This window comes from Escherichia sp. WS1451 (genome assembly GCF_046487365.1).
In the GTDB taxonomy this organism is placed as follows: domain Bacteria; phylum Pseudomonadota; class Gammaproteobacteria; order Enterobacterales; family Enterobacteriaceae; genus Escherichia; species Escherichia coli.
On the sequence record NZ_JBJQJP010000015.1, the window covers coordinates 40,840 to 64,879 of the forward strand.

The window sequence follows — 24,040 nt, forward strand, 5'->3', positions numbered from 1 at the left end:
ATAAGCGACAGCAACGATGTTGATGATTACCTCTTTTGCTAACCCCCGAGTGGCGCAGGCGTTTGTTGATTACATGGCGACGCAGGGTGTTATCCTCACGATTCAACAACATAACCAAAGCGATGTCTGGCTGGCGGATGAGTCCCAGGCCGAGCGCGTACGGGCGGAGCTGGCGCGTTTTCTCGAAAACCCGGCAGATCCACGTTATCTCGCCGCCAGTTGGCAGTCCGGTCATACCGACAGTGGCCTGCATTATCGCCGTTATCCTTTCTTTGCTGCCTTGCGTGAACGCGCAGGTCCGGTAACCTGGGTGATGATGATTGCCTGCGTGGTGGTGTTTATCGCCATGCAAATTCTCGGCGATCAGGAAGTGATGTTATGGCTGGCCTGGCCATTCGATCCGACGCTGAAATTTGAGTTCTGGCGTTACTTCACCCACGCGTTAATGCACTTCTCGCTGATGCATATCCTCTTTAACCTGCTCTGGTGGTGGTATCTCGGCGGTGCGGTGGAAAAACGCCTCGGTAGCGGTAAGCTAATTGTCATTACGCTTATCAGCGCCCTGTTAAGCGGCTATGTGCAGCAAAAATTCAGCGGGCCGTGGTTTGGCGGGCTTTCTGGCGTGGTGTATGCGCTGATGGGCTACGTCTGGCTACGTGGCGAACGCGATCCGCAAAGTGGCATTTACCTGCAACGTGGGTTAATTATCTTTGCGTTGATCTGGATTGTCGCCGGATGGTTTGATTTGTTTGGGATGTCGATGGCGAACGGAGCACACATCGCCGGGTTAGCCGTGGGTTTAGCGATGGCTTTTGTTGATTCGCTCAATGCGCGAAAACGAAAATAATTCCAGGGATTTATCAATGAAACAAACACAACGTCACAACGGTATTATCGAACTGGTTAAACAGCAGGGTTATGTCAGCACCGAGGAGCTGGTAGAGCATTTCTCCGTTAGCCCGCAGACTATTCGCCGCGATCTCAACGAGCTGGCAGAGCAAAACCTGATCCTGCGCCATCATGGCGGTGCGGCGCTGCCTTCCAGTTCGGTTAATACGCCGTGGCACGATCGCAAGGCCACCCAGACCGAAGAAAAAGAGCGCATCGCCCGCAAAGTGGCGGAGCAAATTCCCAATGGCTCGACGCTGTTTATCGATATCGGCACCACGCCGGAAGCGGTGGCGCACGCGCTGCTCAATCACAGCAATTTGCGCATTGTGACTAACAATCTCAACGTTGCTAACACGCTGATGGTAAAAGAGGATTTCCGTATTATTCTCGCCGGTGGCGAATTACGCAGCCGCGATGGCGGGATCATTGGCGAAGCAACGCTCGATTTTATCTCCCAGTTCCGCCTTGATTTCGGCATTCTGGGGATAAGCGGCATCGATAGCGACGGCTCGCTACTGGAGTTCGATTACCACGAAGTTCGCACCAAACGCGCCATTATTGAGAACTCGCGCCACGTTATGCTGGTTGTCGATCACTCGAAATTTGGCCGTAACGCGATGGTCAATATGGGCAGTATCAGCATGGTAGATGCCGTCTACACCGACGCCCCGCCGCCAGTAAGCGTGATGCAGGTGCTGACGGACCACCATATTCAACTGGAGCTGTGCTGATCCTGCACGGCTTCCCACGTCAGATTAAAACGCGCCAGGTATTTGCGTAGCCGATCCGCGTCGTTGACGCTGGCTTTCCCTTGGCGCGAAACGTCAAAAAGCTGGCGTCCGGCAGCGGAAAGCGACTTTGCCTGCCGGCAGATAGCGATAACATGTTCCAGTTGCATACGGTCAAAGAGGTCGATGTTTTCTGCCTCAGCGCCCAGCAACGCCGTAAGCGCGGAAGGACGACTCTCCTGCCAGTTATAGCGCAGACGGTTTATCTCATCTTCCACCACTTCCAGAGTGATGCGTCCGCTAGTGGCAAAGGTAGCCATCCGCGTGATGCTGGCAGAAAGTTCGCGAAAGTTACCGCGCCATGTTGCCTGGGGAGATGTCGCAAAGGCCAGCCAGGCGCGCCGCGCTTCGGTGTTAAAACGCACGCTGTCGCCAGTGAGTGAGGCGTGGCGCTCCACTTCATAATCCAGGTTCGGTTCAATATCTTCCTGGCGCTGGCGTAGACCCGGCAGGGTGAAGGTCCAGAGATTGATCCGCGCGTACAGATCTTCGCGGAATTTGCCTTCGGCAACCAGCTGACGCAAATCGCGCACCGTTCCGGCGATCAGCTGAAAGTCGCTACTCACCTGGCGATCGCTGCCAAACGGATAAAAGGTTTTCTCTTCAATGGCTTTCAGCAGCATTGCCTGTTCGTCTGCGCCCAGTTCGCCAATCTCATCAAGAAATAACATCCCGCCGTTGGCGCTGCGTAATAATCCTTCCCGCGACTCCCGCGCCCCGGTAAACGCGCCTTTCACATGACCAAACAGCGCTGACATGGCGGTATCGCCGCGCAGAGTGGCACAGTTCACCTCCACAAACGCGCCGCTAAACTGATGCCGCGCCTGTTTTAACTCGAAGATGCGTCGTGCCAGAAACGACTTTCCCGCACCGGTTGGGCCGTTGAGCAGGATCGGTGCGCGGGATTTGATCGCCACTTTTTCGATCTGCTCAATCATGCGGTTGAAGTGGGCGTTACGCGTGGCAATGCCGGACTTAAGAAAATCGAGCGTTTGCTGGCGTTCCTCGGCAAAGCGGCTGGCGATGGCGTTATAACGGCTTAAATCGAGATCGATAATCGTCACTTCACCTGCACCGCGCGGCTGTTCTTTTTTACGCGGTGGCGAAGATTGTATTAACCTGGCGGGCAGGTAACGTGCTTCCGCCAGCAGAAACCAGCAAATCTGCGCGACGTGGGTACCGGTGGTGATGTGAATTAAATAGTCTTCTTTATCAGGTTCGAACGCGTAACCACGGGCGAAATCATGCAGGCAGGCGTAAACCTCCTCGAAATCCCATGGGTTATGCAGTTCAATCTCAACGCCCACCACTTTTGTTTCTGGCGAAACATTGGCGATATCGCGTTTAAGCGTTTCAAACAGCGAGCGTGAGCGGGCGTCGTGCAACAATTCCAGTCGATTGATGACTAACGATTCTTGCTGGCATAGACAGAGTGACGGACGCCATTTCGACCATCGCTGACTGCCGCGCCCGGCATAATCCAGTACGGTGCCGACAAAGCCAAAAGCCACTGTTTTACGCATCTTAGATATCCTTATAAAAGACGATATTTCATTATCGGCGAATTGGCTTTGCGGGAAATCTCCGTTTACGGACGTAAAGATTTTATCTATTTAAAAACAATGAATTAAAAAATTAATCTACTCATTTAATTTTCTGGCACGACGGTTGCAATTATCTGGACAGCAAACAACGAAAAGAGAAAAATAAAATGAATTACGAATTACTGACCACTGAAAATGTCCCGGTAAAAATGTGGACCAAAGGCGTACCGGTAGAAGACGATGCGCGTCAGCAACTGATAAATACGGCGAAGATGCCGTTTATTTTCAAACATATTGCGGTAATGCCTGATGTACATCTGGGTAAAGGTTCCACCATTGGTAGCGTGATCCCAACCAAAGGAGCGATTATTCCGGCGGCGGTGGGGGTAGATATCGGTTGTGGAATGAACGCGCTGCGTACCGCGTTAACGGCGGCTGACCTGCCTGAAAACCTGGCGGAGCTGCGTCAGGCGATTGAAGCTGCCGTGCCGCATGGGCGCACCACAGGCCGTTGTAAACGTGATAAAGGCGCATGGGAAAAACCGCCTGTTAACGTCGATGCGAAATGGGCTGAGCTTGAAGCCGGTTATCAGTGGTTAACGCAAAAATATCCGCGTTTCCTTAATACCAATAACTATAAACACCTGGGAACGCTGGGAACGGGTAACCACTTTATTGAAATTTGCCTTGATGAGTCGGATCAGGTGTGGATTATGCTGCACTCCGGTTCACGCGGAATTGGTAATGCCATCGGGACTTACTTTATCGATCTGGCGCAAAAAGAGATGCAGGAAACACTTGAAACGTTGCCATCGCGTGACCTGGCGTACTTTATGGAAGGTACGGAATATTTTGACGATTACCTGAAAGCGGTGGCCTGGGCGCAGCTTTTTGCCAGCCTTAACCGCGATGCGATGATGGAAAACGTGGTAACGGCGTTGCAGAGCGTTACGCAGAAAACGGTAAGACAGCCACAAACGCTGGCGATGGAAGAGATCAACTGTCACCACAACTATGTGCAAAAAGAACAGCACTTTAGCGAAGAGATCTATGTGACGCGTAAAGGCGCGGTGTCTGCGCGTGCTGGTCAATATGGAATTATTCCCGGTTCGATGGGGGCGAAAAGCTTTATTGTCCGTGGGCTGGGAAATGAAGAGTCGTTCTGTTCGTGCAGCCACGGTGCCGGGCGGGTAATGAGCCGTACTAAAGCGAAAAAACTGTTCAGCGTGGAAGATCAAATTCGTGCCACCGCGCATGTGGAATGCCGTAAAGATGCCGAAGTGATCGACGAAATCCCGATGGCGTATAAAGATATCGACGCGGTGATGGCGGCACAAAGCGATCTGGTGGAAGTTATCTACACCCTGCGTCAGGTGGTGTGTGTAAAAGGATAAATGATGAAAAGGATGATTGCGCTGGATGGCGCACAGGGCGAAGGCGGCGGGCAGATCCTGCGCTCGGCGCTGAGCCTGTCGATGATAACCGGCCAGCCATTTACCATCACTGGCATTCGTGCCGGGCGGGCGAAACCGGGGCTGTTGCGCCAGCATCTGACCGCGGTTAAGGCGGCGACGGAAATTTGCCGAGCAACGGTGGAAGGCGCGGAGCTAGGGTCGCAGCGTCTGGTCTTCCGGCCAGGTACCGTGCGCGGCGGCGATTACCGCTTTGCTATCGGTAGCGCCGGAAGTTGTACGCTGGTGCTGCAAACGGTGCTGCCCGCGCTGTGGTTTGCTGATGGACCTTCGCGTGTTGAAGTGAGCGGTGGCACCGATAACCCGTCGGCACCGCCTGCGGATTTTATCTGTCGGGTGCTGGAGCCGCTGCTGGCGAAAATGGGCATTCATCAGCAAACCACACTAATACGCCACGGTTTTTATCCTGCCGGAGGCGGGGTGGTGGCAACGGAAGTCTCGCCCGTGGCATTGTTTAACACCTTGCAACTTGGCGAGCGCGGGAACATTGTGCAGATGCGTGGAGAGGTGCTATTAGCTGGCGTGCCGAGGCATGTTGCTGAGCGTGAAATCGCTACGCTGGTGGGTAGTTTTTCCCTGCATGAGCAGAATATTCATAACCTGCCGCGTGACCAGGGGCCGGGTAATACCGTCTCGCTTGAAGTCGAAAGTGAAAATATCACCGAACGCTTTTTTGTCGTCGGTGAAAAGCGCGTCAGCGCTGAGGTGGTCGCGGCACAGTTGGTGAAAGAGGTGAAACGCTACCTGGCAAGCCCGGCGGCGGTGGGGGAATATCTCGCCGACCAGTTGGTGCTACCGATGGCGCTGGCGGGCGCGGGAGAATTTACGGTCGCCCATCCCTCATGCCATCTGCTGACCAATATCGCGGTGGTGGAGCGTTTCTTGCCAGTGCGGTTTGGTCTGGTGGAGGCTGATGGCGTAACGCGGGTGAGCATTGAATGATATAAAGATGTAAGCCGGATCCGACGTATTATCCGGCTAAACTCACACCCCATATCCCATCATCTTCAGCAGTTTCTGCGCGTGTTGTACCGCGGCCTGACGGTGGGCGACACCGAGTTTTTGGTACAGATTGCGGATATGCGTTTTGATGGTGGTTGCCGCCACTTCCAGCTCGCCTGCAATTTGCTCATTGCTGTAACCGGAGTAAATCAGCCCCAGGACCTGCCATTCACGTTGGGTCAACGGGCTGGTGCGGATCAGTTCTGGCACTTCCGGATGATTTAGCAGACGTTCAACGAAATTCTCATCGAAATGGGCGAATTTATGCCGATGATGTTGATTGATTTCTCGCAGAATACGCTGTGCGCGATGCTGTTCCAGTTCCGGCAGCGTATTGAGTTGAATCAGCTGGCGCAGTTGTTGCGCCATCGCTTCGCCTTCGATGACAAAATGACTGATAAATCCGGTGCGATTCGCCAGTTTTAATGCGTCCAGCAACACACGCTGGGCGTCACTTTTACGTCCGGCCTGCCAGTACAGTTGATTAAGCAGCAACAGGTTACGGTTGAGATCGCTCATCAACCGCAGACTGCGGGCGTTTTCATTGAGTTCTTCGAGAACAATTTCTGCCGGTTCAAACTCGCCCAGCAAGATTTGTGCACGGGCAATGTTGCGCCATTGACCTTGCAGGAAGTGGTTGTTCGCAAACTCCGGTTTGGCCGTATGACGCAACCAGTTGGCAGCGGCGGCTTTATCGCCGGTCATTTGCCAGTAAATCACCCGGACTTTGTTGGCGTTAGAGATCCAGTCGCTGTGATATTTGCCATTCCCCAGCAGGTTTTCCAGACGGTTAAGCTGGCTACGGGCGTTATCTAAATCACCACGGGCCAGCGAGCATTGAATCAACATTGCCAGGCACTGAAGCTGTTGCTGAGGCTGATAAGACGACAAGACTTCAATCCCGCTACGCGCCGACGCTTCGGCTTCATCCAGCCGTGCCCAGGCCCATAACAGCTGTGCACGAATGCGCACCAGAAACTCATGCATTGGCAGCTGTTCCAGATGCTGCTCGTTGATCAGCTGGAACGCTTTTTCCTGCGTTTCCCACGCGGTTTGCAGGAACCCTTGGGCAAACAGAATTTCACTTTGCTGGATTAAACTCCATAAGGCGTAGTGCCAGACATCGTGCTGGCGCGCCATCTGTTCGGTTTGCTGCATTAGCGCCAGTGAGCGGGTCAATTCGCCTTTGCAGTGCAACACTTCACCCAGCACCGAGGTTGCCACAATGCGGCTATAGAACCAGCCCGGCGGCAGCTCTTCCAGTGCCAGTTTTGCCAGCCGTTCCGCTTCATCCGGGTTACCATCGTTAATAGCCACCTGGGCGCGCAGAGCGTTAAATTCTGCGTGCATGGTGCCTTCTCTGATGTCCTTGATTTCATGTTCAGCACGGGCTAGCAGGGTGTTAACTTCGCCGTAGCGATGCTGGCTTTGCATCAGCCACGCCTGCAATAACACCAACTGCGGATTTTCCAGCAAACTGTCCCACGGCAGGGCCTTAAGCGACTCTTCCAGCAGCGACAGTTCGCTATGGTTGAACAGACTCCAGGCGTGATTAAGCAGAATATCGCGCAGCATCAGCGCATCGCCTGCCGCCAGCGCATGATGAATCGCTTCGCTGGGGAATCCCTGGGCCATCCAGCTTTCTGCGGCGGCACGGTGGATTTCCGGCAGCTCCGCCGCCAGTTCCCACTGGCAGCGCTGACGCAGGAAGTTACCAAACAGCGGGTGATAGCAGAACCACTCGCCGGTATCATCCATCCGCTGTAAAAACAGCCCCTGGCGCTCAATCTCTTCGAGGCGCATTTGCCCGTTTTCTTCGCCGGTCACACGGTTGATGAGTGCATCGTTCATTGAGCGCAAAATGGCGCTTTTCAACAGAAAATGGCGCGTTGCGAGATCGACGTTATCCAAAACCTCATCGACCAGATAATCCGAAAGATGGCTGGCATTGATTCCCGCCAGGCGGCGTGCCGACTTATGGGCTGAGTGGGTATTCTGCCGGGCGGAGAGGGCGATTAGCTGCAGTGCCGTCGCCCAACCGGAAACGTCATCACAAATCCGACTGCTTTCTGCGGCTTCAATCGGCGATGACAGACGGCAATCAAAAAACTGCTTCGCTTCCTGATGGGTAAATGCCAGTTGCTGACTGCCAATTTCCAGCAGTTGGTCACGAACACGCAGATTGGCAATGCCCAGTTGCGGAAGGTTGCGTGACAACACCACCAGGGTGAGATTTTCTGGTTGATGGCGAATAAAGAAGCGCATTGACTCGTGGATCACTGGATTAGTGATCAGATGATAGTCATCGATGACCAGATAAAGTGGGCTATGCCATTCCGCCAGCTCAATGAAAAGCTGGGCGAAGAGTGACGTCAGGCTGGCATATTGCCGTTTTTGCGCCATTGTCTCACATATCGCACAGTGACCGTTGGTTGCCTGCTGCACGGCGGCAATGAGATAGCTGGCGAAACGCTCTTGCTGGTTATCACCTTCATCCAGCGAGTACCAGCCGATATCGTTTTTGCCTGCCGCCCACTGGGAAATGAGCGTGGTCTTTCCGTAGCCCGCAGGACTTGTGATCAGCGCCAGCCGGAAGTTGTTCGCGCCGGAAAGTTTAGCCAGCAGGCGCTCACGAACCACGGTATGGTCGAGTCGAACCGGACGACTTAATTTTGACGGAATCAGCATAGTTAATCACTTCACTGTGGAATATGAGGAAATATTATTTTTTTTGCGCTTCGTAATTAATGGTTATAAGGTCGGCCAGAAACCTTTCTAATGCAAGCGATGACGTTTTTTTATGTGTCTGAATTTGCACTCTGTCACAATTCCAAATCTTTATTAATGACTCACCTAAAACGACGCTGATCCAGCGTGAATACTGGGTTGTACGGTATTTTCCTTATGTTCATCAGTTTCATTTAAGCAAGGGTTTCTTCTTTATCCCTGATGAAAGTGCCATCTAAAAAGATGATCTTAATAAATCTATTAAGAATGAGATGGAGCACACTTGATATTTTACTTATGAAACTGTTTCACTCCTTTACTTAATTTATAGAGTTACCTTCCGCTTTTTGAAAATACGCAACGGCCATTTTTTGCACTTAGATACAGATTTTCTGCGCTGTATGGCATTGATTTGCTGCTAATCCTGTGGTTTGCACTAGCTTTAAGTGGTCGAGATCACATTTCCTTGCTCATCCCCGCAACTCCTCCCTGCCTAATCCCCCGCAGGATGAGGAAGGTCAACATCGAGCCTGGCAAACTAGCGATAACGTTGTGTTGAAAATCTAAGAAAAGTGGAACTCCTATGTCACAACCTATTTTTAACGATAAGCAATTTCAGGAAGCGCTTTCACGTCAGTGGCAGCGTTATGGCTTAAATTCTGCGGCTGAAATGACCCCTCGTCAGTGGTGGCTGGCAGTGAGCGAAGCACTGGCCGAAATGCTGCGTGCTCAGCCATTTGCCAAACCGGTGGCGAATCAGCGGCATGTTAACTACATCTCAATGGAGTTTTTGATTGGTCGCCTGACGGGCAACAACCTGTTGAATCTCGGCTGGTATCAGGATGTACAGGATTCGTTGAAGGCTTATGACATCAACCTGACTGACCTGCTGGAAGAAGAGATCGACCCGGCGCTGGGTAACGGTGGTCTGGGACGTCTGGCGGCGTGCTTCCTCGACTCAATGGCAACTGTCGGGCAGTCAGCTACTGGCTACGGCCTTAATTATCAATATGGCTTGTTCCGCCAGTCATTTGTCGATGGCAAACAGGTTGAAGCGCCGGATGACTGGCATCGCAGTAACTACCCGTGGTTCCGCCACAATGAAGCACTGGATGTGCAGGTAGGAATTGGCGGTAAAGTGACGAAAGACGGACGCTGGGAGCCGGAATTTACCATTACCGGTCAAGCGTGGGATCTCCCCGTTGTCGGCTATCGTAATGGCGTGGCGCAGCCACTGCGTCTGTGGCAGGCGACGCATGCGCATCCGTTTGATCTGACTAAATTTAACGACGGTGATTTCCTGCGCGCCGAACAGCAGGGCATCAACGCGGAAAAACTGACCAAAGTTCTCTATCCAAACGACAACCATACTGCCGGTAAAAAGCTGCGCCTGATGCAGCAATACTTCCAGTGTGCCTGTTCGGTAGCGGATATTTTGCGTCGCCATCATCTGGCGGGGCGTAAACTGCACGAACTGGCGGAGTACGAAGTTATTCAGCTGAACGATACCCACCCAACTATCGCGATTCCAGAACTGCTGCGCGTGCTGATCGATGAGCACCAGATGAGCTGGGATGACGCCTGGGCTATCACCAGTAAAACTTTCGCTTACACCAACCATACCCTGATGCCAGAAGCGCTGGAACGCTGGGATGTGAAACTGGTGAAAGGCTTACTGCCGCGCCACATGCAGATTATTAACGAAATTAATACACGCTTTAAAACGCTGGTGGAGAAAACCTGGCCGGGCGATGAAAAAGTGTGGGCCAAACTGGCGGTGGTGCACGACAAACAAGTGCATATGGCGAACCTGTGTGTGGTTGGCGGTTTCGCGGTGAACGGTGTTGCGGCGCTGCACTCGGATCTGGTGGTGAAAGATCTGTTCCCGGAATATCACCAGCTATGGCCGAACAAATTCCATAATGTCACCAACGGTATTACCCCACGTCGCTGGATCAAACAGTGCAACCCGGCACTGGCGGCTCTGTTGGATAAATCACTGAAAAAAGAGTGGGCTAACGATCTCGATCAACTGATCAATCTGGAAAAATTCGCTGATGATGCGAAATTCCGTCAGCAATATCGCGAGATCAAGCAGGCGAATAAAGTCCGTCTGGCAGAGTTTGTGAAAGTTCGTACCGGTATTGAGATCAATCCACAGGCGATTTTCGATATTCAGATCAAACGTCTGCATGAGTACAAACGCCAGCACCTGAATCTGCTGCATATTCTGGCGTTGTACAAAGAAATTCGTGAAAACCCGCAGGCTGATCGCGTACCGCGCGTCTTCCTCTTTGGCGCGAAAGCGGCACCGGGCTACTACCTGGCGAAAAACATTATCTTTGCGATCAACAAAGTGGCTGACGTGATCAACAACGATCCGCAGGTTGGCGACAAATTGAAGGTGGTGTTCCTGCCGGATTATTGCGTTTCGGCGGCGGAAAAACTGATCCCGGCGGCGGATATCTCCGAACAAATTTCGACGGCAGGTAAAGAAGCTTCCGGTACCGGCAATATGAAACTGGCGCTCAATGGTGCGCTTACTGTCGGTACGCTGGATGGTGCGAACGTTGAAATCGCCGAGAAAGTTGGTGAAGAAAATATCTTTATTTTTGGTCATACCGTGGAACAAGTGAAGGCAATTCTGGCCAAAGGCTACGACCCGGTGAAATGGCGGAAGAAAGATAAGGTGCTGGACGCAGTATTGAAAGAGCTGGAAAGCGGTAAATACAGCGACGGCGATAAGCATGCCTTCGACCAGATGCTGCACAGTATCGGCAAACAGGGCGGCGATCCGTATCTGGTGATGGCAGATTTCGCCGCTTATGTAGAGGCACAAAAGCAGGTGGATGTGCTGTACCGCGACCAGGAGGCCTGGACCCGCGCGGCGATCCTCAATACCGCCCGCTGCGGTATGTTTAGCTCGGATCGCTCTATTCGCGATTATCAGGCTCGTATCTGGCAGGCAAAACGCTAAGGAAGCTCGATGGAAAGCAAACGTCTGGATAATGCCGCGCTGGCGGCGGGGATCAGCCCCAATTACATCAATGCCCACGGTAAACCGCAGTCGATTAGCGCCGAAACCAAACGGCGTTTGCTTGACGCGATGCATCAACGTACCGCCACGAAAGTGGCGGTAACGCCAGTCCCGAATGTCATGGTTTATACCAGCGGCAAAAAAATGCCGATGGTGGTGGAGGGCAGCGGCGAATATAGCTGGCTGCTGACCACCGAAGAAGGAACGCAGTACAAAGGCCATGTAACGGGGGGCAAAGCGTTCAATCTACCGACGAAGCTGCCGGAAGGTTATCACACGCTGACACTCACCCAGGACGACCAGCGCGCGCATTGCCGGGTGATTGTCGCCCCGAAACGCTGTTACGAACCGCAGGCGTTGCTGAACAAACAAAAGCTGTGGGGTGCCTGCGTTCAGCTTTATACGCTGCGATCGGAAAAAAACTGGGGTATTGGGGATTTTGGCGATCTCAAAGCGATGCTGGTGGATGTGGCAAAACGTGGCGGGTCGTTCATCGGTCTGAACCCGATTCATGCGCTCTATCCGGCAAATCCGGAAAGTGCCAGCCCGTATAGCCCGTCTTCTCGCCGTTGGCTGAATGTGATTTATATCGACGTTAACGCCGTTGAAGATTTCCATCTTAGCGAAGAGGCTCAGGCCTGGTGGAAGTTGCCGACCACGCAACAGACGCTGCAACAGGCGCGGGATGCCGACTGGGTCGATTACTCCACGGTTACCGCCCTAAAAATGACAGCATTACGAATGGCGTGGAAAGGTTTCGCGCAACGTGATGATGAACAGGTGGCCGCGTTTCGCCAGTTTGTTGCAGAGCAAGGCGACAGCCTGTTCTGGCAGGCGGCGTTTGACGCACTACATGCCCAGCAAGTGAAAGAGGACGAAATGCGCTGGGGCTGGCCTGCATGGCCAGAGATGTATCAGAACGTGGATTCACCAGAAGTGCGCCAGTTCTGCGAAGAACATCGTGATGACGTCGATTTTTATCTCTGGTTGCAGTGGCTGGCTTACAGCCAGTTTGCCGCCTGCTGGGAGATAAGCCAGGGCTATGAAATGCCGATTGGCTTGTATCGTGACCTGGCCGTTGGTGTAGCAGAGGGTGGAGCAGAAACCTGGTGCGACCGGGAGTTGTATTGCCTGAAAGCGTCGGTTGGCGCACCGCCGGATATCCTCGGCCCGTTGGGGCAGAACTGGGGATTGCCGCCAATGGACCCGCATATTATCACCGCGCGTGCCTATGAACCGTTTATCGAGCTGTTGCGTGCCAATATGCAAAACTGCGGCGCATTACGAATTGACCATGTGATGTCGATGCTGCGTTTGTGGTGGATACCGTATGGCGAGACGGCGGATCAGGGGGCATATGTTCACTATCCAGTGGATGATCTGCTCTCGATTCTGGCACTCGAAAGTAAACGTCATCGCTGCATGGTGATTGGTGAAGATCTCGGTACCGTACCGGTAGAGATTGTTGGTAAGCTGCGCAGCAGCGGTGTGTACTCCTACAAAGTGCTCTATTTCGAAAACGACCACGAGAAGACATTCCGCTCACCGAAAGCGTACCCAGAGCAGTCGATGGCGGTTGCGGCGACACACGACCTGCCTACGCTACGCGGCTACTGGGAGAGCGGGGATCTAACGCTGGGCAAAACGCTGGGGTTGTATCCGGATGAAGTGGTACTGCGCGGTCTGTATCAGGATCGCGAACTGGCGAAGCAAGGACTACTGGATGCTCTGCATAAATATGGTTGTCTGCCAAAACGTGCCGGGCATAAGGCATCGTTGATGTCGATGACGCCGACGCTGAATCGTGGCTTACAGCGCTACATCGCCGATAGCAACAGCGCCCTGTTAGGACTACAGCCAGAAGACTGGCTGGATATGGCGGACCCGGTAAATATTCCCGGCACCAGTTACCAGTATAAAAACTGGCGGCGCAAGCTCTCCGCAACGCTTGAGGCGATGTTTGCCGATGATGGCGTGAACAAGTTGCTGAAGGATTTGGACAGACGGCGCAGAGCGGCAGCGAAGAAGAAGTAGAGTGCGGTTGATGCCGGATGCGATGCATCCGGCAGTCAGTGTTATCAAATCACCATATTCAGCAGCAGACAGCCTACCAGACCGCACACCGAGATAATGGTTTCCAGCATCGACCAGGATTTGATGGTCTCGCCGATAGTCAGGTTAAAGTACTCTTTGAACAACCAGAAGCCCGGATCGTTCACGTGAGAGAAAATCACACTACCGGAACCAACCGCAATAACCATCAGCTCCGGGCTAACACCCGTCGTTGCAATCAGCGGTGCCGCGATACCACCCGCAGTGATTGCCGCAACGGTTGCGGAACCCAGCGCGATACGCAGTACGGCAGCAATCGACCAGGCCATCAGTAGCGGAGAAATGTTGGTTTCGTGCATCATGGAAGCAATGTATTTGTCCACGCCGCTGTCTACCAGCACCTGCTTGAACGCACCGCCACCACCGATAATCAACAGCATCATCGCAATGATTTTGATGGAAGAAACCAGCGTGTCGTTAATCTGATCCATTGAACGACCACGGTTCAGACCAAAGGTGAACATCGCAATCAGTACGGCAATCAGCGTAGCCATTACCGGGTCACCGAGGAACTCCGCTACCGGCAGGAAAGCGTGACCTTTCGGCAGGATCATTTCGGCAATCGCACGCATCGCCATCAGCACTACCGGCACCAGAGAGGTCCAGACGCTGACGCCAAAGCTCGGCATCTCTTCTTCGCTGAAGGTTTTCGCGCTGTACAGACCTTCCGGGATCGGCTTATCGATACCTTTCAACACTCGAGCGTAAACCGGACCGGCGAGAATCACGGTCGGGATTGCCAGAATAGTCCCGTACAGCAGGGTTTTACCCATGTCGGCATTGAAAATGGTGGCAATCGCAGTCGGGCCCGGATGCGGTGGCAGGAAGCCATGGGTCACAGACAGTGCAGCCGCCATTGGTACACCAACATACAGCAGTGGAATATTCGCGGAAGCCGCGATGGTAAACACCAGCGGCAGCATCAGCACGAAACCCACTTCATAGAACAGGGCAAAACCAACGGTAAAACCGGTCAGTACCACCGCCCACTGGATGTGTTTTTTACCAAATTTAGCAATCAGCGTGGTGGCGATACGTTGTGCGCCACCGCAGTCTGCCAGCATTTTGCCCAGCATCGCGCCAAAACCCATGATCAGGGCAAGGCTACCGAGCGTTCCGCCGACACCGGCTTTGATGGAGCCAATAACTTTATCCAGCGGCATCCCTTGCATTAATCCAACAGCAAGCGCCACGAGGACGAGAGCGATGAAACCGTTCATTTTGAAGCGGATCATCAGGAGCAACAACAAGATTACACCGATAGCAACAATGACTAATGGCATGATTTACCTGGCCTTTCATTTGTTATGGGTAACGTCAATTTTCTGACGACAAACTCTAATTATCCCAATCGGGAACAGAGATATTGCGGCACCACGACTGATACCCACTAAAACTAATTATTGTAGTCAGATGTCAGGAGTATGTTTGGTACCCATGTGAATGATACGGGTAACATCTGGCGTTTGAGAATCACCAGAGCGGGGTAAATTTAAATTATGAGAGGTTGGTCATATTATCGCGGGGAAACGAAGGGAGGGATTTGCCAAAGCAATGCAGCGCCAACGTCTGGCACATGTTCAACGTAGGCCCGAAATGACGCTTTAGCGTCGCATCGGGCAATCTACAAAAGAGGGGATAACTTAGTAGTAGGAGTGTTCGCCGCGCTGGTGTTCGGTGAGATCGCGCACACCTTTCAGCTCCGGGAATTCGTTTAGCAGCTGCTTCTCGATCCCTTCTTTCAGCGTCACATCGACCATGGAACAACCGTTACAGCCGCCGCCAAATTGCAGAATGGCGTAACCGTCTTCGGTGATTTCCATCAGCGAAACGCGACCACCGTGACCAGCCAGTTGCGGGTTGATCTGCGACTGCAGCATATACTCCACGCGCTCCATCAGCGGTGCATCGTCTGCCACTTTACGCATTTTGGCGTTAGGCGCTTTCAGTGTTAGCTGAGAACCCAACTGGTCGGTAACAAAATCGATCTCTGCATCTTCCAGGTAAGGAGCGCTTAACTCATCAACATACGCGGTCAGCAGGTCAAATTTCAGGGCAGTGTCGGTGGCTTCCACGGCATCCGGCGGACAATAAGAAACACCACATTCAGCGTTAGGCGTGCCAGGGTTAATCACAAATACGCGGATTTGTGTCCCTTCTTCCTGATTTGCCAGCAGTTTGGCAAAGTGCGCTTGTGCAGCATCGGAAATACGGATCATAGTAATGGCCTAATAGTTGACTATTTTAGTTGGTTATAATACGCCCATCATCGAGGCTCTACAAGGTTCGACAAAGGCACCAGACCTGGACAGTCGCCGCACCATTGCGTAAAAGCAACTGCGCAATCTCTGCGACGGTACTTCCGGTGGTGACGACATCATCCACAATCACCATATGGCGACCTTGCACAGGCAATTCAAGGCGAAAGGCATTTTTCAGGTTGCGCTTGCGCAGCCGGGCACTGAGAAAATGCTGGGTCGCAGTGGCCCGTGTTCGTGTGACGGCTTCGCTATCCCATCGGCAGTGCAACCAGCGTGATAACGGCTGACACAGCAAATCGCCCTGATTAAATCCCCGACGCCAGTGACGCCGCTGCCATAACGGAACGCTGATAATGCGATCCGGCAATTGCAAACCGGTGGTGCGACGAGCGTGTAAGACTTCCAATAGTAACAGACGTGACAGGGCGCTGGCGATTTCGCTGCGCCGGGAAAACTTAAGCTGGTGGATTAGCGGACTTAACGGCGGCGCATAGTCGGCAACCGTGACCAGTCTTTGCCAGGGCGGTGGTTTTTGCAGGCAGCGACCGCAGGGAAGATGGGTGTGTGTGGCGGGTAATCCACATTGTGGGCATAACGTTTTATCTGTACGGGCGGCGCGTGAGCAGACCGAACAAATCCCCCAATGACCTAACGCCAGCGGCATTCGGCATAGCCAGCATAATCCCGGTACTGTTAGCATATGTTCATCCTTGTAAGTCAAAAGAGAACAATAGCGGATGAATAACATCTGGTGGCAGACCAAAGGTCAGGGGAATGTTCATCTTGTGCTGTTGCACGGATGGGGACTGAATGCCGAAGTGTGGCGTTGCATTGACGAGGAACTGAGCTCGCATTTTACGCTGCACCTTGTTGACCTGCCCGGCTTCGGGCGTAGCCGGGGATTTGGTGCGATGTCACTTGCTGATATGGCCGAAGCCGTGCTGCGACAGGCACCTGATAAAGCCATTTGGTTAGGCTGGAGTCTGGGCGGGCTGGTGGCAAGCCAGATTGCGTTAACCCATCCCGAGCGTGTTCAGGCGCTGGTCACCGTGGCGTCGTCACCTTGTTTTAGTGCTCGTGACGAGTGGCCGGGGATAAAACCGGACGTGCTGGCGGGATTTCAGCAGCAACTCAGTGATGATTTTCAGCGTACAGTGGAGCGGTTCCTGGCGTTACAAACCATGGGTACTGAAACGGCGCGCCAGGATGCGCGGGCGTTGAAGAAAACCGTTCTGGCGTTACCGATGCCGGAGGTTGACGTGCTTAATGGCGGGCTGGAAATCCTGAAAACGGTCGATCTCCGTCAGCCGCTGCAAAACGTGTCCATGCCGTTTTTGCGATTGTATGGCTATCTCGACGGTCTGGTGCCGCGCAAAGTGGTGCCGATGCTGGATAAACTTTGGCCTCACAGCGAATCATACATCTTCGTCAAAGCGGCCCATGCGCCGTTTATTTCGCATCCGGCCGAGTTTTGTCGCATGCTGGTGGCGTTGAAGCAGAGGGTGTAGGTGGCTTTTGAAATGGCAAGACAGAACTTTACTGACTCGCCGCAGCCAACTCTTCTTCTGACACCCCGGTAAAACGCATGATGTCCGCAAGAGGGACTCCGGATTCAAGCATTATTTTTGCTATATGCAAGGCTTTGGATTGTTCCCCCTCTTGCCGCAATCTTTCCGCAATAGTCATTAAGCTCTCCTTGTGTTTCGGTGAACGTTCGGCCACACCGTCGATAAAATCGTTAAAACGTACCGCATCGCCAGTTTGCAGTATGTAATTAAACAGCCCTTTGATTTGTCTGTCATTAGCGTATCCACTACTTAATAAGCAGGCCATTTGCTCTACCAGTCCCATCAGATCGCGTTGACGAATATGTTTTTGAATTAACTCCAGCAGCGCCATACGTCGGTGCTGCATGATTTCATCATCAGGCATGACGGTGACATCAATCAGCGGAAATGCGGAGGCATAAAGCTGCCTTGCCAGGTTGGGATCGGCGAAACAATCCAGCCAACACAGTGAATAGGGATAGGGGCTTTCAATGCCGTGGTAAAACAACAATGGCACCACCATCGGCAACGTTTTGTATCCGGCATCCAGGTGATTTTGCATTGCGGCAATAGCGTAACGCATCATGCGAAATGCGATCAGTTTGTTTGAGGTGCTTTGATGTTCAATCAGACAATAGATGTATCCTGGTCCTTGTTCCGTTTTCACCGACCACAGCACGTCGGAATAGCTTTCACGCAGATCGTCATCAATAAAGCTGCTCGACTCCAGCTTGAGGGTTTTCATATCACAGAGCGCGTGAATAGGTGCCGGTAAATGGAACGCAAGAAAATCGCGCGCCGTCTCCGGTTGGCGTAAAAAGAGTTTGAACAGCGCATCGTGTGGGGTGGAACTCTGCTTTTTGCTCATGGCGTTCCTTCACCTGTTGTTTGAATGCCGCGACTCTACGCGCCACTCCACACCTGTGCATTAGCGAGTTTTCATCCCTGCGAGACGCTTTCAGAGGAACTTGCGCCGTGCTGCAAGGGTTGCATTTTTATGGAAAGTCGCACGCAAAAAGGCCCGGATGCAAACGCATACCGGGCTTTTCAAAACAGGCGATGGAGTAAGGTTAACGCAGCGCCCACCACTCGCGCAGACAGGCTTTGCCTTCCGGGCAGCTTTTACAACTGCCAGAGAGGCAGCCGTCAGGTTCTTCCTGAATCCGCACGGCTTTGCCCATGCTTTCCAGCTGTTGCAGCATGGCGTTAATCATTGGCTGCGGGGTGTTCAATGTCTGGCTTATCTGGGCCGCTTCCATACGGCCCCGTAACGCCAGCAAATCACGCACCTGAATAAGTGAAGCCATTAATGGCAATCACCGGTGGTGCTGGCTGCGCAGCAACTGCTTACCGACTTGCGCGTTGCCAACAGTTCGATATCCACCCGGCTACGCGCGCGACGCAGCAAACCGATAACCACGATGTTAAACAGGATAACCGCCAGAATGCACACCAGGCTGTAAGTTGGGTGCTGGCTGTAGCTGGCGACCTGATAGAACAATGTTGCCAGTGAGTAAGCGATATTCAGCCCCCACAGGATGGAGAAGCCCATCCAGCCACGGCTTGATTCACGGGCGATGGCTCCCATCACCGAGATACATGGTACATACAGCAGGACGAAAATCAGGTAGCTGTAAGCTGCTGCTGCGCTACCGAATTTCTGATCCATCACGCCCATCGCCCCGGTACCCATTTCGCCGTCGCCTTTGCTGGCTTCGATGGGGTTCATCAGTACGCTAAGGCTGAAGGTGTCTTTCAGGCTCTGCCAGGTTTCATCTACCGCACTGAACAGCTCTTCACCGAGGTTAAATTCTGCCGGATTGAACTCTTCGTCCTGAATATTTTCTGCGGTGTAGAGGGTGTTGAGCGTGCCCACCACCACTTCTTTCGCCATTGCGCCTGTAAACAGGCCAACCGTTGCCTGCCAGTTATCTTCATGCACGCCAATCGGCTTGAAGACTGGGGTGATCACCCGGCTGACGGAAGCCAGCGCCGAGTCGTTGATGTTATCGACGATTTTCCCGCTCAGCGAGAAGCTGTTGAAAGCACTCAGGAAAATGCTGACGATGATAATCACTTTACCAGCACGCAGAACGAAGCCTTTCAGACGCTGCCAGGTCTGGATAATCAGGCTTTTAACGTGTGGTACATGGTAGACCGGTAGCTCCATGACAAACGGCGTCGCTTCACCGCGCATGATGGTGTACTTGAGCATCAGGCCAGTCAGCACCGCCATCACAATACCGAGCATATACAGCGAGAAGACCGCCAGCGCACCGTTCTGCCCGAAGAAGGCAGCCGCGAATACGGCGAAGATAGCCAGACGCGCGCCGCAGGACATAAACGGTGCCATCATGATGGTCATCAGACGTTCACGCGGTGCATCAAGCGTACGTGCGCCCATTACCGACGGTACGTTACAACCGAAACCAACGATCAGCGGTACAAAGGATTTCCCGGGCAAGCCCAGCGCCTGCATCAGACGGTCCATCACAAACGCCGCACGCGCCATATAGCCGGAGTCCTCGAGGAAGGAGAGGAACAGGTACATCATGCCGATCTGCGGCACCAGTGGCAGAACGGTGTTAATACCACCGCCCAGGCCCTGGGCGAGGAAGATAGTCAGCCAGTCCGGGAAGTGGAGCGTGTAGCCAATCCATTGAATACCATGCACAAAAAGTGCCACGGAACCGACGTCAAACAGCGGCTGTAACGCCCCGCCGATGTTGATAGCCAGCAGGAACATCAGGTACATCACAAAGAGGAAAATCGGCAGACCGAGGAAACGGTTGAGCACGATTTTATCTACCGCAGTGGTGAAACGGCTGGGTTCTGCCGTCAAGGTGTTGCTTACCACATCACAGATAGCAGCAATGCACTGGTAACGCGCATCGGCAATGTGCAGCGCCGGATCGTCCATCTCATTACGCAGACGGGCGAGGGCGGCATCAAGATGCTGCGACGCTTCACCGGCGTAGGCGCGGCTGTAGATATCGCCTTCCAGCATTTGCAGGCCCAGCCAGCGACGTTGTTTCAGCGGGATGTCGGAAGGCATCACTTTTGCCAGTGAATCTGCTTCGTTGAGCAGCGGCTGTGCGTAATGCACCAGTTCCACATTCTCGTTAGCTTTATAGCGATCGACTGCCAGTTTGAGCGCTTCAATACCGCGACCACGCGTGGAAACCAGCGGGATCACCGGGCAGCCAAGACGTGCAGACAGCGCATCAATTTCAATACGAATATTTTGCTTCTCGGCAATGTCGAGCATGTTCAGTGCCACGATGCAGGGAATGCCGAGTTCCAGCAGTTGCAGCGTCAGGTACAGGTTACGCTCAAGGTTAGACGCATCCACCACGTTAATCAGCAGGTCGGCGTCGCCACTCAGAATATAGTGACAGGCGATTTGCTCATCGAGCGAGGTCTGCGATGAGATGGTGGTCAGAGAGTAGGTGCCGGGCAGGTCCACCAGCGTGACCTGATGATCGGTGGTGGAGAATTGCCCTTCTTTACGTTCGACGGTAACGCCAGCCCAGTTACCTACACGCTGACGTGCGCCAGTGAGCTGGTTAAATAAGGTTGTCTTGCCAGAATTTGGATTACCAATTAAGCCAATGGTTAATTTTTTCATTGTTGTTATCACCGTATTAACAGGAAACCGCTTCCACTTCTAATAAGGCCAGATCTTTTTTGCGTAATACCAGGCTCACACGACGGGTTTCGATATGAATGGGGTCGCCGAGTGGAGCGACGCGCACCACATTAAAAGAGGAGCCAGGTAACATGCCTAGAGAAAGCAGTTTTTGGCGATATGCCGGGCTGATTTCACGGGAAAAGCCAGTGATTTTCCACGCAGTATCTGGAGTGTATTGCATAGGTGCCTACTTGTTTCTCATTAACTGGATAACTACCTCATGGGGCGTTTGACAGCGACATGAGACCAGATGATTTGCCAACGAAGGAGAGATTAAATAATCAACAGTACAATGATAATGAGAATGGTTTCTATCAGCAATACTTAAAATGTGTGTGAATGTTGGTTTGAATAATAATCTGACTCAATGTTGATATGGCTCAAGGTTATATCGCAGCGAAAATATAATTCGCATGACGAATTATTAGGGCTGGTTAATGTTTAATTAAGGTTTCAGTTGTTAATGAAGTGATAAATATTAACGGGATATATTATGAGTTTGCTTGTGGAATAAAAAGGCCGGAGATATTCTCCGGCACTTTTATGTCAGGCAAGGCGTTCGTTGCCAGATGTGGCGTGAACGCCTAATCGCGCAGGTTTAGGGGCCAGTCCGGGCGTTTAACGTTTTTTGCCCATTGCCGCCGCCAGCGCATCCATCATCGCGCTGTTACCGGCAGGCTGCGCTTCACGCCCACGCGGTTTGGCTGCCGGGCGGTTGTTCTGCGGACGTTCATTACCGCCGCCGCGACGAGCGTTGGTTTCGCCAGGCTGCTCGTCCAGACGCATAGTCAGGGCGATACGTTTGCGCTGAAGATCCACTTCCAGCACTTTCACCTTCACAATATCGCCCGCTTTCACCACGGTATGCGGATCTTCCACAAACTTGTTCGACAATGAAGAGATGTGAACCAGGCCGTCCTGATGAACGCCAATATCGACAAACGCGCCAAAGTTGGTGACGTTGGTCACCGCACCTTCGAGGATCATACCCGGTTGCAGGTCGTTCATCGTTTCGACGCCATCGGCAAACTGAGCGGTTTTAAATTCCGGACGCGGATCGCGACCCGGTTTTTCCAGCTCTTTGATGATGTCAGTTACCGTCGGTACACCGAATTTTTCATCAGTAAAGTCAGACGCTTTCAGGTTACGCAGCTCGCTGCTGTTACCCATCAGATCTTTCAGTGCCTGCTGTGTTGCTGCCAGAATGCGTTCCACCACCGGATAGGCTTCCGGGTGGACGGTAGACGCGTCCAGCGGGTTATCACCGTGGTTAATCCGCAGGAAGCCCGCGCACTGCTCGAAGGCTTTCGGCCCCAGACGGCTCACTTTCAGCAGTTGCTGACGGTTCTGGAACTGACCGTTCTCATCGCGCCAGGCAACGATGTTTTGCGCCATCATGCGCGTCAGGCCCGCCACGCGAGTTAACAGCGGAACAGAAGCAGTGTTGAGATCGACGCCAACGGCGTTTACGCAGTCTTCTACTACTGCGTCCAGTTTGCGGGCCAGTTGCGTCTGGCTGACGTCATGCTGATACTGACCTACGCCGATAGATTTCGGATCGATTTTCACCAGCTCCGCCAGCGGATCCTGCAAACGGCGGGCGATAGACACCGCGCCACGCAGCGAAACGTCGAGATCCGGGAACTCCTGTGCTGCCAGCTCGGAAGCCGAGTAAACCGACGCGCCAGCTTCGCTGACGATCACTTTCTGCGCGGTCACTTTCGGGAACTGCTTCTGCACGTCGAGATAGAAACGCTCGGTTTCGCGGGAAGCTGTACCGTTGCCGATCGCCACCAGTTCAACGTTATGCTTTTCACACAGGGCAGCAACGGTCATCGCTGCTTTTGCGGCTTGTCCGGTATGTGGATAAATGGTATCGGTCGCCACCAGTTTGCCAGTTGCATCGACCACCGCTACTTTTACCCCGGTACGCAGACCCGGATCGAGGCCCATCGTTGCACGCAGTCCGGCTGGGGCCGCCATCAGCAGATCGTGCAGGTTACGGGCAAAGACGTTGATTGCTTCATCTTCCGCGCGTTCGCGCACGGTGCCCATCAGTTCAGTTTCCAGATGCATCAACACCTTGATGCGCCACGTCCAGCTCACCACACCTTTGCGCCAGCTATCCGCCGGGGCATTGTTCAGGCGCAGGCCAAGGTGATCCATGATGATTTGCTCGCAATAGCTCTCTTTTGGCGGCTCTTCGAACTGCGGATCGGCATTCAGCGAAAGCTGAAGTATGCCTTCGTTACGACCACGGAACATCGCCAGCGCGCGGTGAGAAGGCACCGTGGACAGCGGTTCGTGATGATTGAAATAGTCGCGGAATTTCGCCCCTTCCTCTTCTTTACCATTCACCACGGTTGAGACCAAATGCGCGTTCTTCCACAGATAATCACGCACTTTCGCCAGCAGCGCGGCATCTTCGGCAAACCGTTCCATCAGGATATAGCGCGCGCCGTCCAGCGCGGCTTTGGTATCTGCCACGCCTTTATCGGCATCAATATATTGTGCAGCGGCGACTTCTGGCGTGTGTGACGGATCGCTCCACAGCAGATCGGCCAACGGCTCAAGCCCTGCTTCAATGGCGATTTGCCCACGGGTGCGGCGTTTAGGTTTGTAGGGCAGGTAGAGGTCTTCGAGTTCGGTTTTGCTTAGGGTGGCGTTGATGGCATTCGCCAGATCATCGGTGAGTTTGCCTTGCTCGGAAATGGACTTGAGGATCGCCTGACGTCTCTCTTCCAGCTCGCGCAGATAGCTCAGACGCGTTTCCAGATTACGCAGCTGCGTGTCATCCAGACCGCCGGTGATTTCCTTACGATAACGTGCGATAAACGGCACGGTATTCCCTTCGTCAAGCAGGCGAACGGCAGCGTCAACCTGTTCCGGGCGCGCCTGAATTTCACCCGCAATAATGCGGCAGAACGAATCATTCATCATGGTTTGAGTTCATCTTTTCGGATCAAAA

The 24,040-nt window shown here is 53.2% G+C and carries 17 protein-coding genes; 7 read left to right on the top strand and 10 right to left on the bottom strand.

The window, feature by feature from the left end:
• The first annotated feature begins 16 nt into the window (after positions 1-16).
• A complete protein-coding gene (gene glpG / locus ACJHX7_RS18105) occupies positions 17-847 on the top strand; it encodes a rhomboid family intramembrane serine protease GlpG (RefSeq protein ID WP_000928734.1) in 831 nt (276 codons plus the stop codon).
• Between the two features lie 16 nt (positions 848-863).
• Positions 864-1,622 carry a DeoR/GlpR family transcriptional regulator gene (locus ACJHX7_RS18110; RefSeq protein WP_000815099.1) on the top strand — a complete coding sequence of 253 codons (759 nt, stop codon included), beginning with the start codon at positions 864-866 and terminating at the stop codon, positions 1,620-1,622.
• Here ACJHX7_RS18110 and rtcR read toward each other — a convergent pair.
• A complete protein-coding gene (gene rtcR / locus ACJHX7_RS18115) occupies positions 1,604-3,202 on the bottom strand; it encodes a DNA-binding transcriptional regulator RtcR (protein WP_094030138.1) in 1,599 nt (532 codons plus the stop codon). The genes ACJHX7_RS18110 and rtcR overlap by 19 nt on opposite strands.
• A gap of 188 nt (positions 3,203-3,390) precedes the next feature.
• Between rtcR and rtcB the strand changes: the two genes are divergently transcribed.
• Both rtcB and rtcA read left to right on the top strand, forming a co-directional pair.
• A complete protein-coding gene (gene rtcB, locus ACJHX7_RS18120; RefSeq protein WP_001105518.1) occupies positions 3,391-4,617 on the top strand; it encodes an RNA-splicing ligase RtcB in 1,227 nt (408 codons plus the stop codon).
• A gap of 3 nt (positions 4,618-4,620) precedes the next feature.
• Positions 4,621-5,637, top strand: a complete 1,017-nt coding sequence (rtcA, locus tag ACJHX7_RS18125; RefSeq protein ID WP_001361661.1) for an RNA 3'-terminal phosphate cyclase — start codon at positions 4,621-4,623, stop codon at positions 5,635-5,637.
• Between the two features lie 42 nt (positions 5,638-5,679).
• Here the strand turns inward: rtcA and malT are convergent, their stop codons facing one another.
• On the bottom strand, positions 5,680-8,385 hold the full coding sequence (malT, locus tag ACJHX7_RS18130) for an HTH-type transcriptional regulator MalT (protein WP_000906949.1): 2,706 nt from the start codon (positions 8,383-8,385) through the stop codon (positions 5,680-5,682).
• Between the two features lie 622 nt (positions 8,386-9,007).
• On the opposite strand from malT, the gene malP reads away from it, so the two are divergent.
• Together malP and malQ are read left to right on the top strand one after the other, a co-directional pair.
• On the top strand, positions 9,008-11,401 hold the full coding sequence (gene malP / locus ACJHX7_RS18135; protein ID WP_000081915.1) for a maltodextrin phosphorylase: 2,394 nt from the start codon (positions 9,008-9,010) through the stop codon (positions 11,399-11,401).
• A gap of 9 nt (positions 11,402-11,410) precedes the next feature.
• Positions 11,411-13,495, top strand: coding sequence for a 4-alpha-glucanotransferase (gene malQ / locus ACJHX7_RS18140; RefSeq protein ID WP_104888966.1), 2,085 nt, complete (start codon positions 11,411-11,413; stop codon positions 13,493-13,495).
• A gap of 44 nt (positions 13,496-13,539) precedes the next feature.
• On the opposite strand, the gene gntT is transcribed toward malQ, so the two are convergent.
• The 3 genes from gntT to gntX all read right to left on the bottom strand — a co-directional run bounded on the left by gntT (position 13,540) and on the right by gntX (position 16,534).
• Positions 13,540-14,856, bottom strand: a complete 1,317-nt coding sequence (gntT, locus tag ACJHX7_RS18145; RefSeq protein WP_001131758.1) for a gluconate transporter — start codon at positions 14,854-14,856, stop codon at positions 13,540-13,542.
• A gap of 360 nt (positions 14,857-15,216) precedes the next feature.
• Positions 15,217-15,792, bottom strand: a complete 576-nt coding sequence (gene nfuA / locus ACJHX7_RS18150; protein ID WP_000619389.1) for a Fe-S biogenesis protein NfuA — start codon at positions 15,790-15,792, stop codon at positions 15,217-15,219.
• Positions 15,793-15,850: 58 nt separating this feature from the next.
• Positions 15,851-16,534 carry a DNA utilization protein GntX gene (gntX, locus tag ACJHX7_RS18155; RefSeq protein WP_094030141.1) on the bottom strand — a complete coding sequence of 228 codons (684 nt, stop codon included), beginning with the start codon at positions 16,532-16,534 and terminating at the stop codon, positions 15,851-15,853.
• A 37-nt stretch (positions 16,535-16,571) separates the two neighbouring features.
• On the opposite strand from gntX, the gene bioH reads away from it, so the two are divergent.
• Entirely contained in the window at positions 16,572-17,342 is a 771-nt protein-coding gene (bioH, locus tag ACJHX7_RS18160; RefSeq protein ID WP_089583046.1) for a pimeloyl-ACP methyl ester esterase BioH, read from the top strand.
• Between the two features lie 28 nt (positions 17,343-17,370).
• On the opposite strand, the gene rpnA is transcribed toward bioH, so the two are convergent.
• The 5 genes from rpnA to ACJHX7_RS18185 all read right to left on the bottom strand — a co-directional run bounded on the left by rpnA (position 17,371) and on the right by ACJHX7_RS18185 (position 24,012).
• On the bottom strand, positions 17,371-18,249 hold the full coding sequence (rpnA, locus tag ACJHX7_RS18165) for a recombination-promoting nuclease RpnA (protein WP_001603941.1): 879 nt from the start codon (positions 18,247-18,249) through the stop codon (positions 17,371-17,373).
• A gap of 202 nt (positions 18,250-18,451) precedes the next feature.
• The gene (gene feoC / locus ACJHX7_RS18170) at positions 18,452-18,688 is read right to left on the bottom strand and encodes a [Fe-S]-dependent transcriptional repressor FeoC (RefSeq protein ID WP_000157586.1); all 237 of its coding nucleotides are present in this window, start codon (positions 18,686-18,688) and stop codon (positions 18,452-18,454) included.
• Positions 18,688-21,009, bottom strand: a complete 2,322-nt coding sequence (gene feoB / locus ACJHX7_RS18175; protein WP_000737031.1) for a Fe(2+) transporter permease subunit FeoB — start codon at positions 21,007-21,009, stop codon at positions 18,688-18,690. The genes feoC and feoB overlap by 1 nt, the downstream gene beginning before the upstream one ends.
• A 16-nt stretch (positions 21,010-21,025) precedes the next feature.
• Entirely contained in the window at positions 21,026-21,253 is a 228-nt protein-coding gene (feoA, locus tag ACJHX7_RS18180) for a ferrous iron transporter A (RefSeq protein WP_001200455.1), read from the bottom strand.
• 437 nt (positions 21,254-21,690) lie between these two features.
• Positions 21,691-24,012, bottom strand: a complete 2,322-nt coding sequence (locus ACJHX7_RS18185) for a Tex family protein (protein WP_094030142.1) — start codon at positions 24,010-24,012, stop codon at positions 21,691-21,693.
• Between the last annotated feature and the right edge of the window lie 28 nt (positions 24,013-24,040).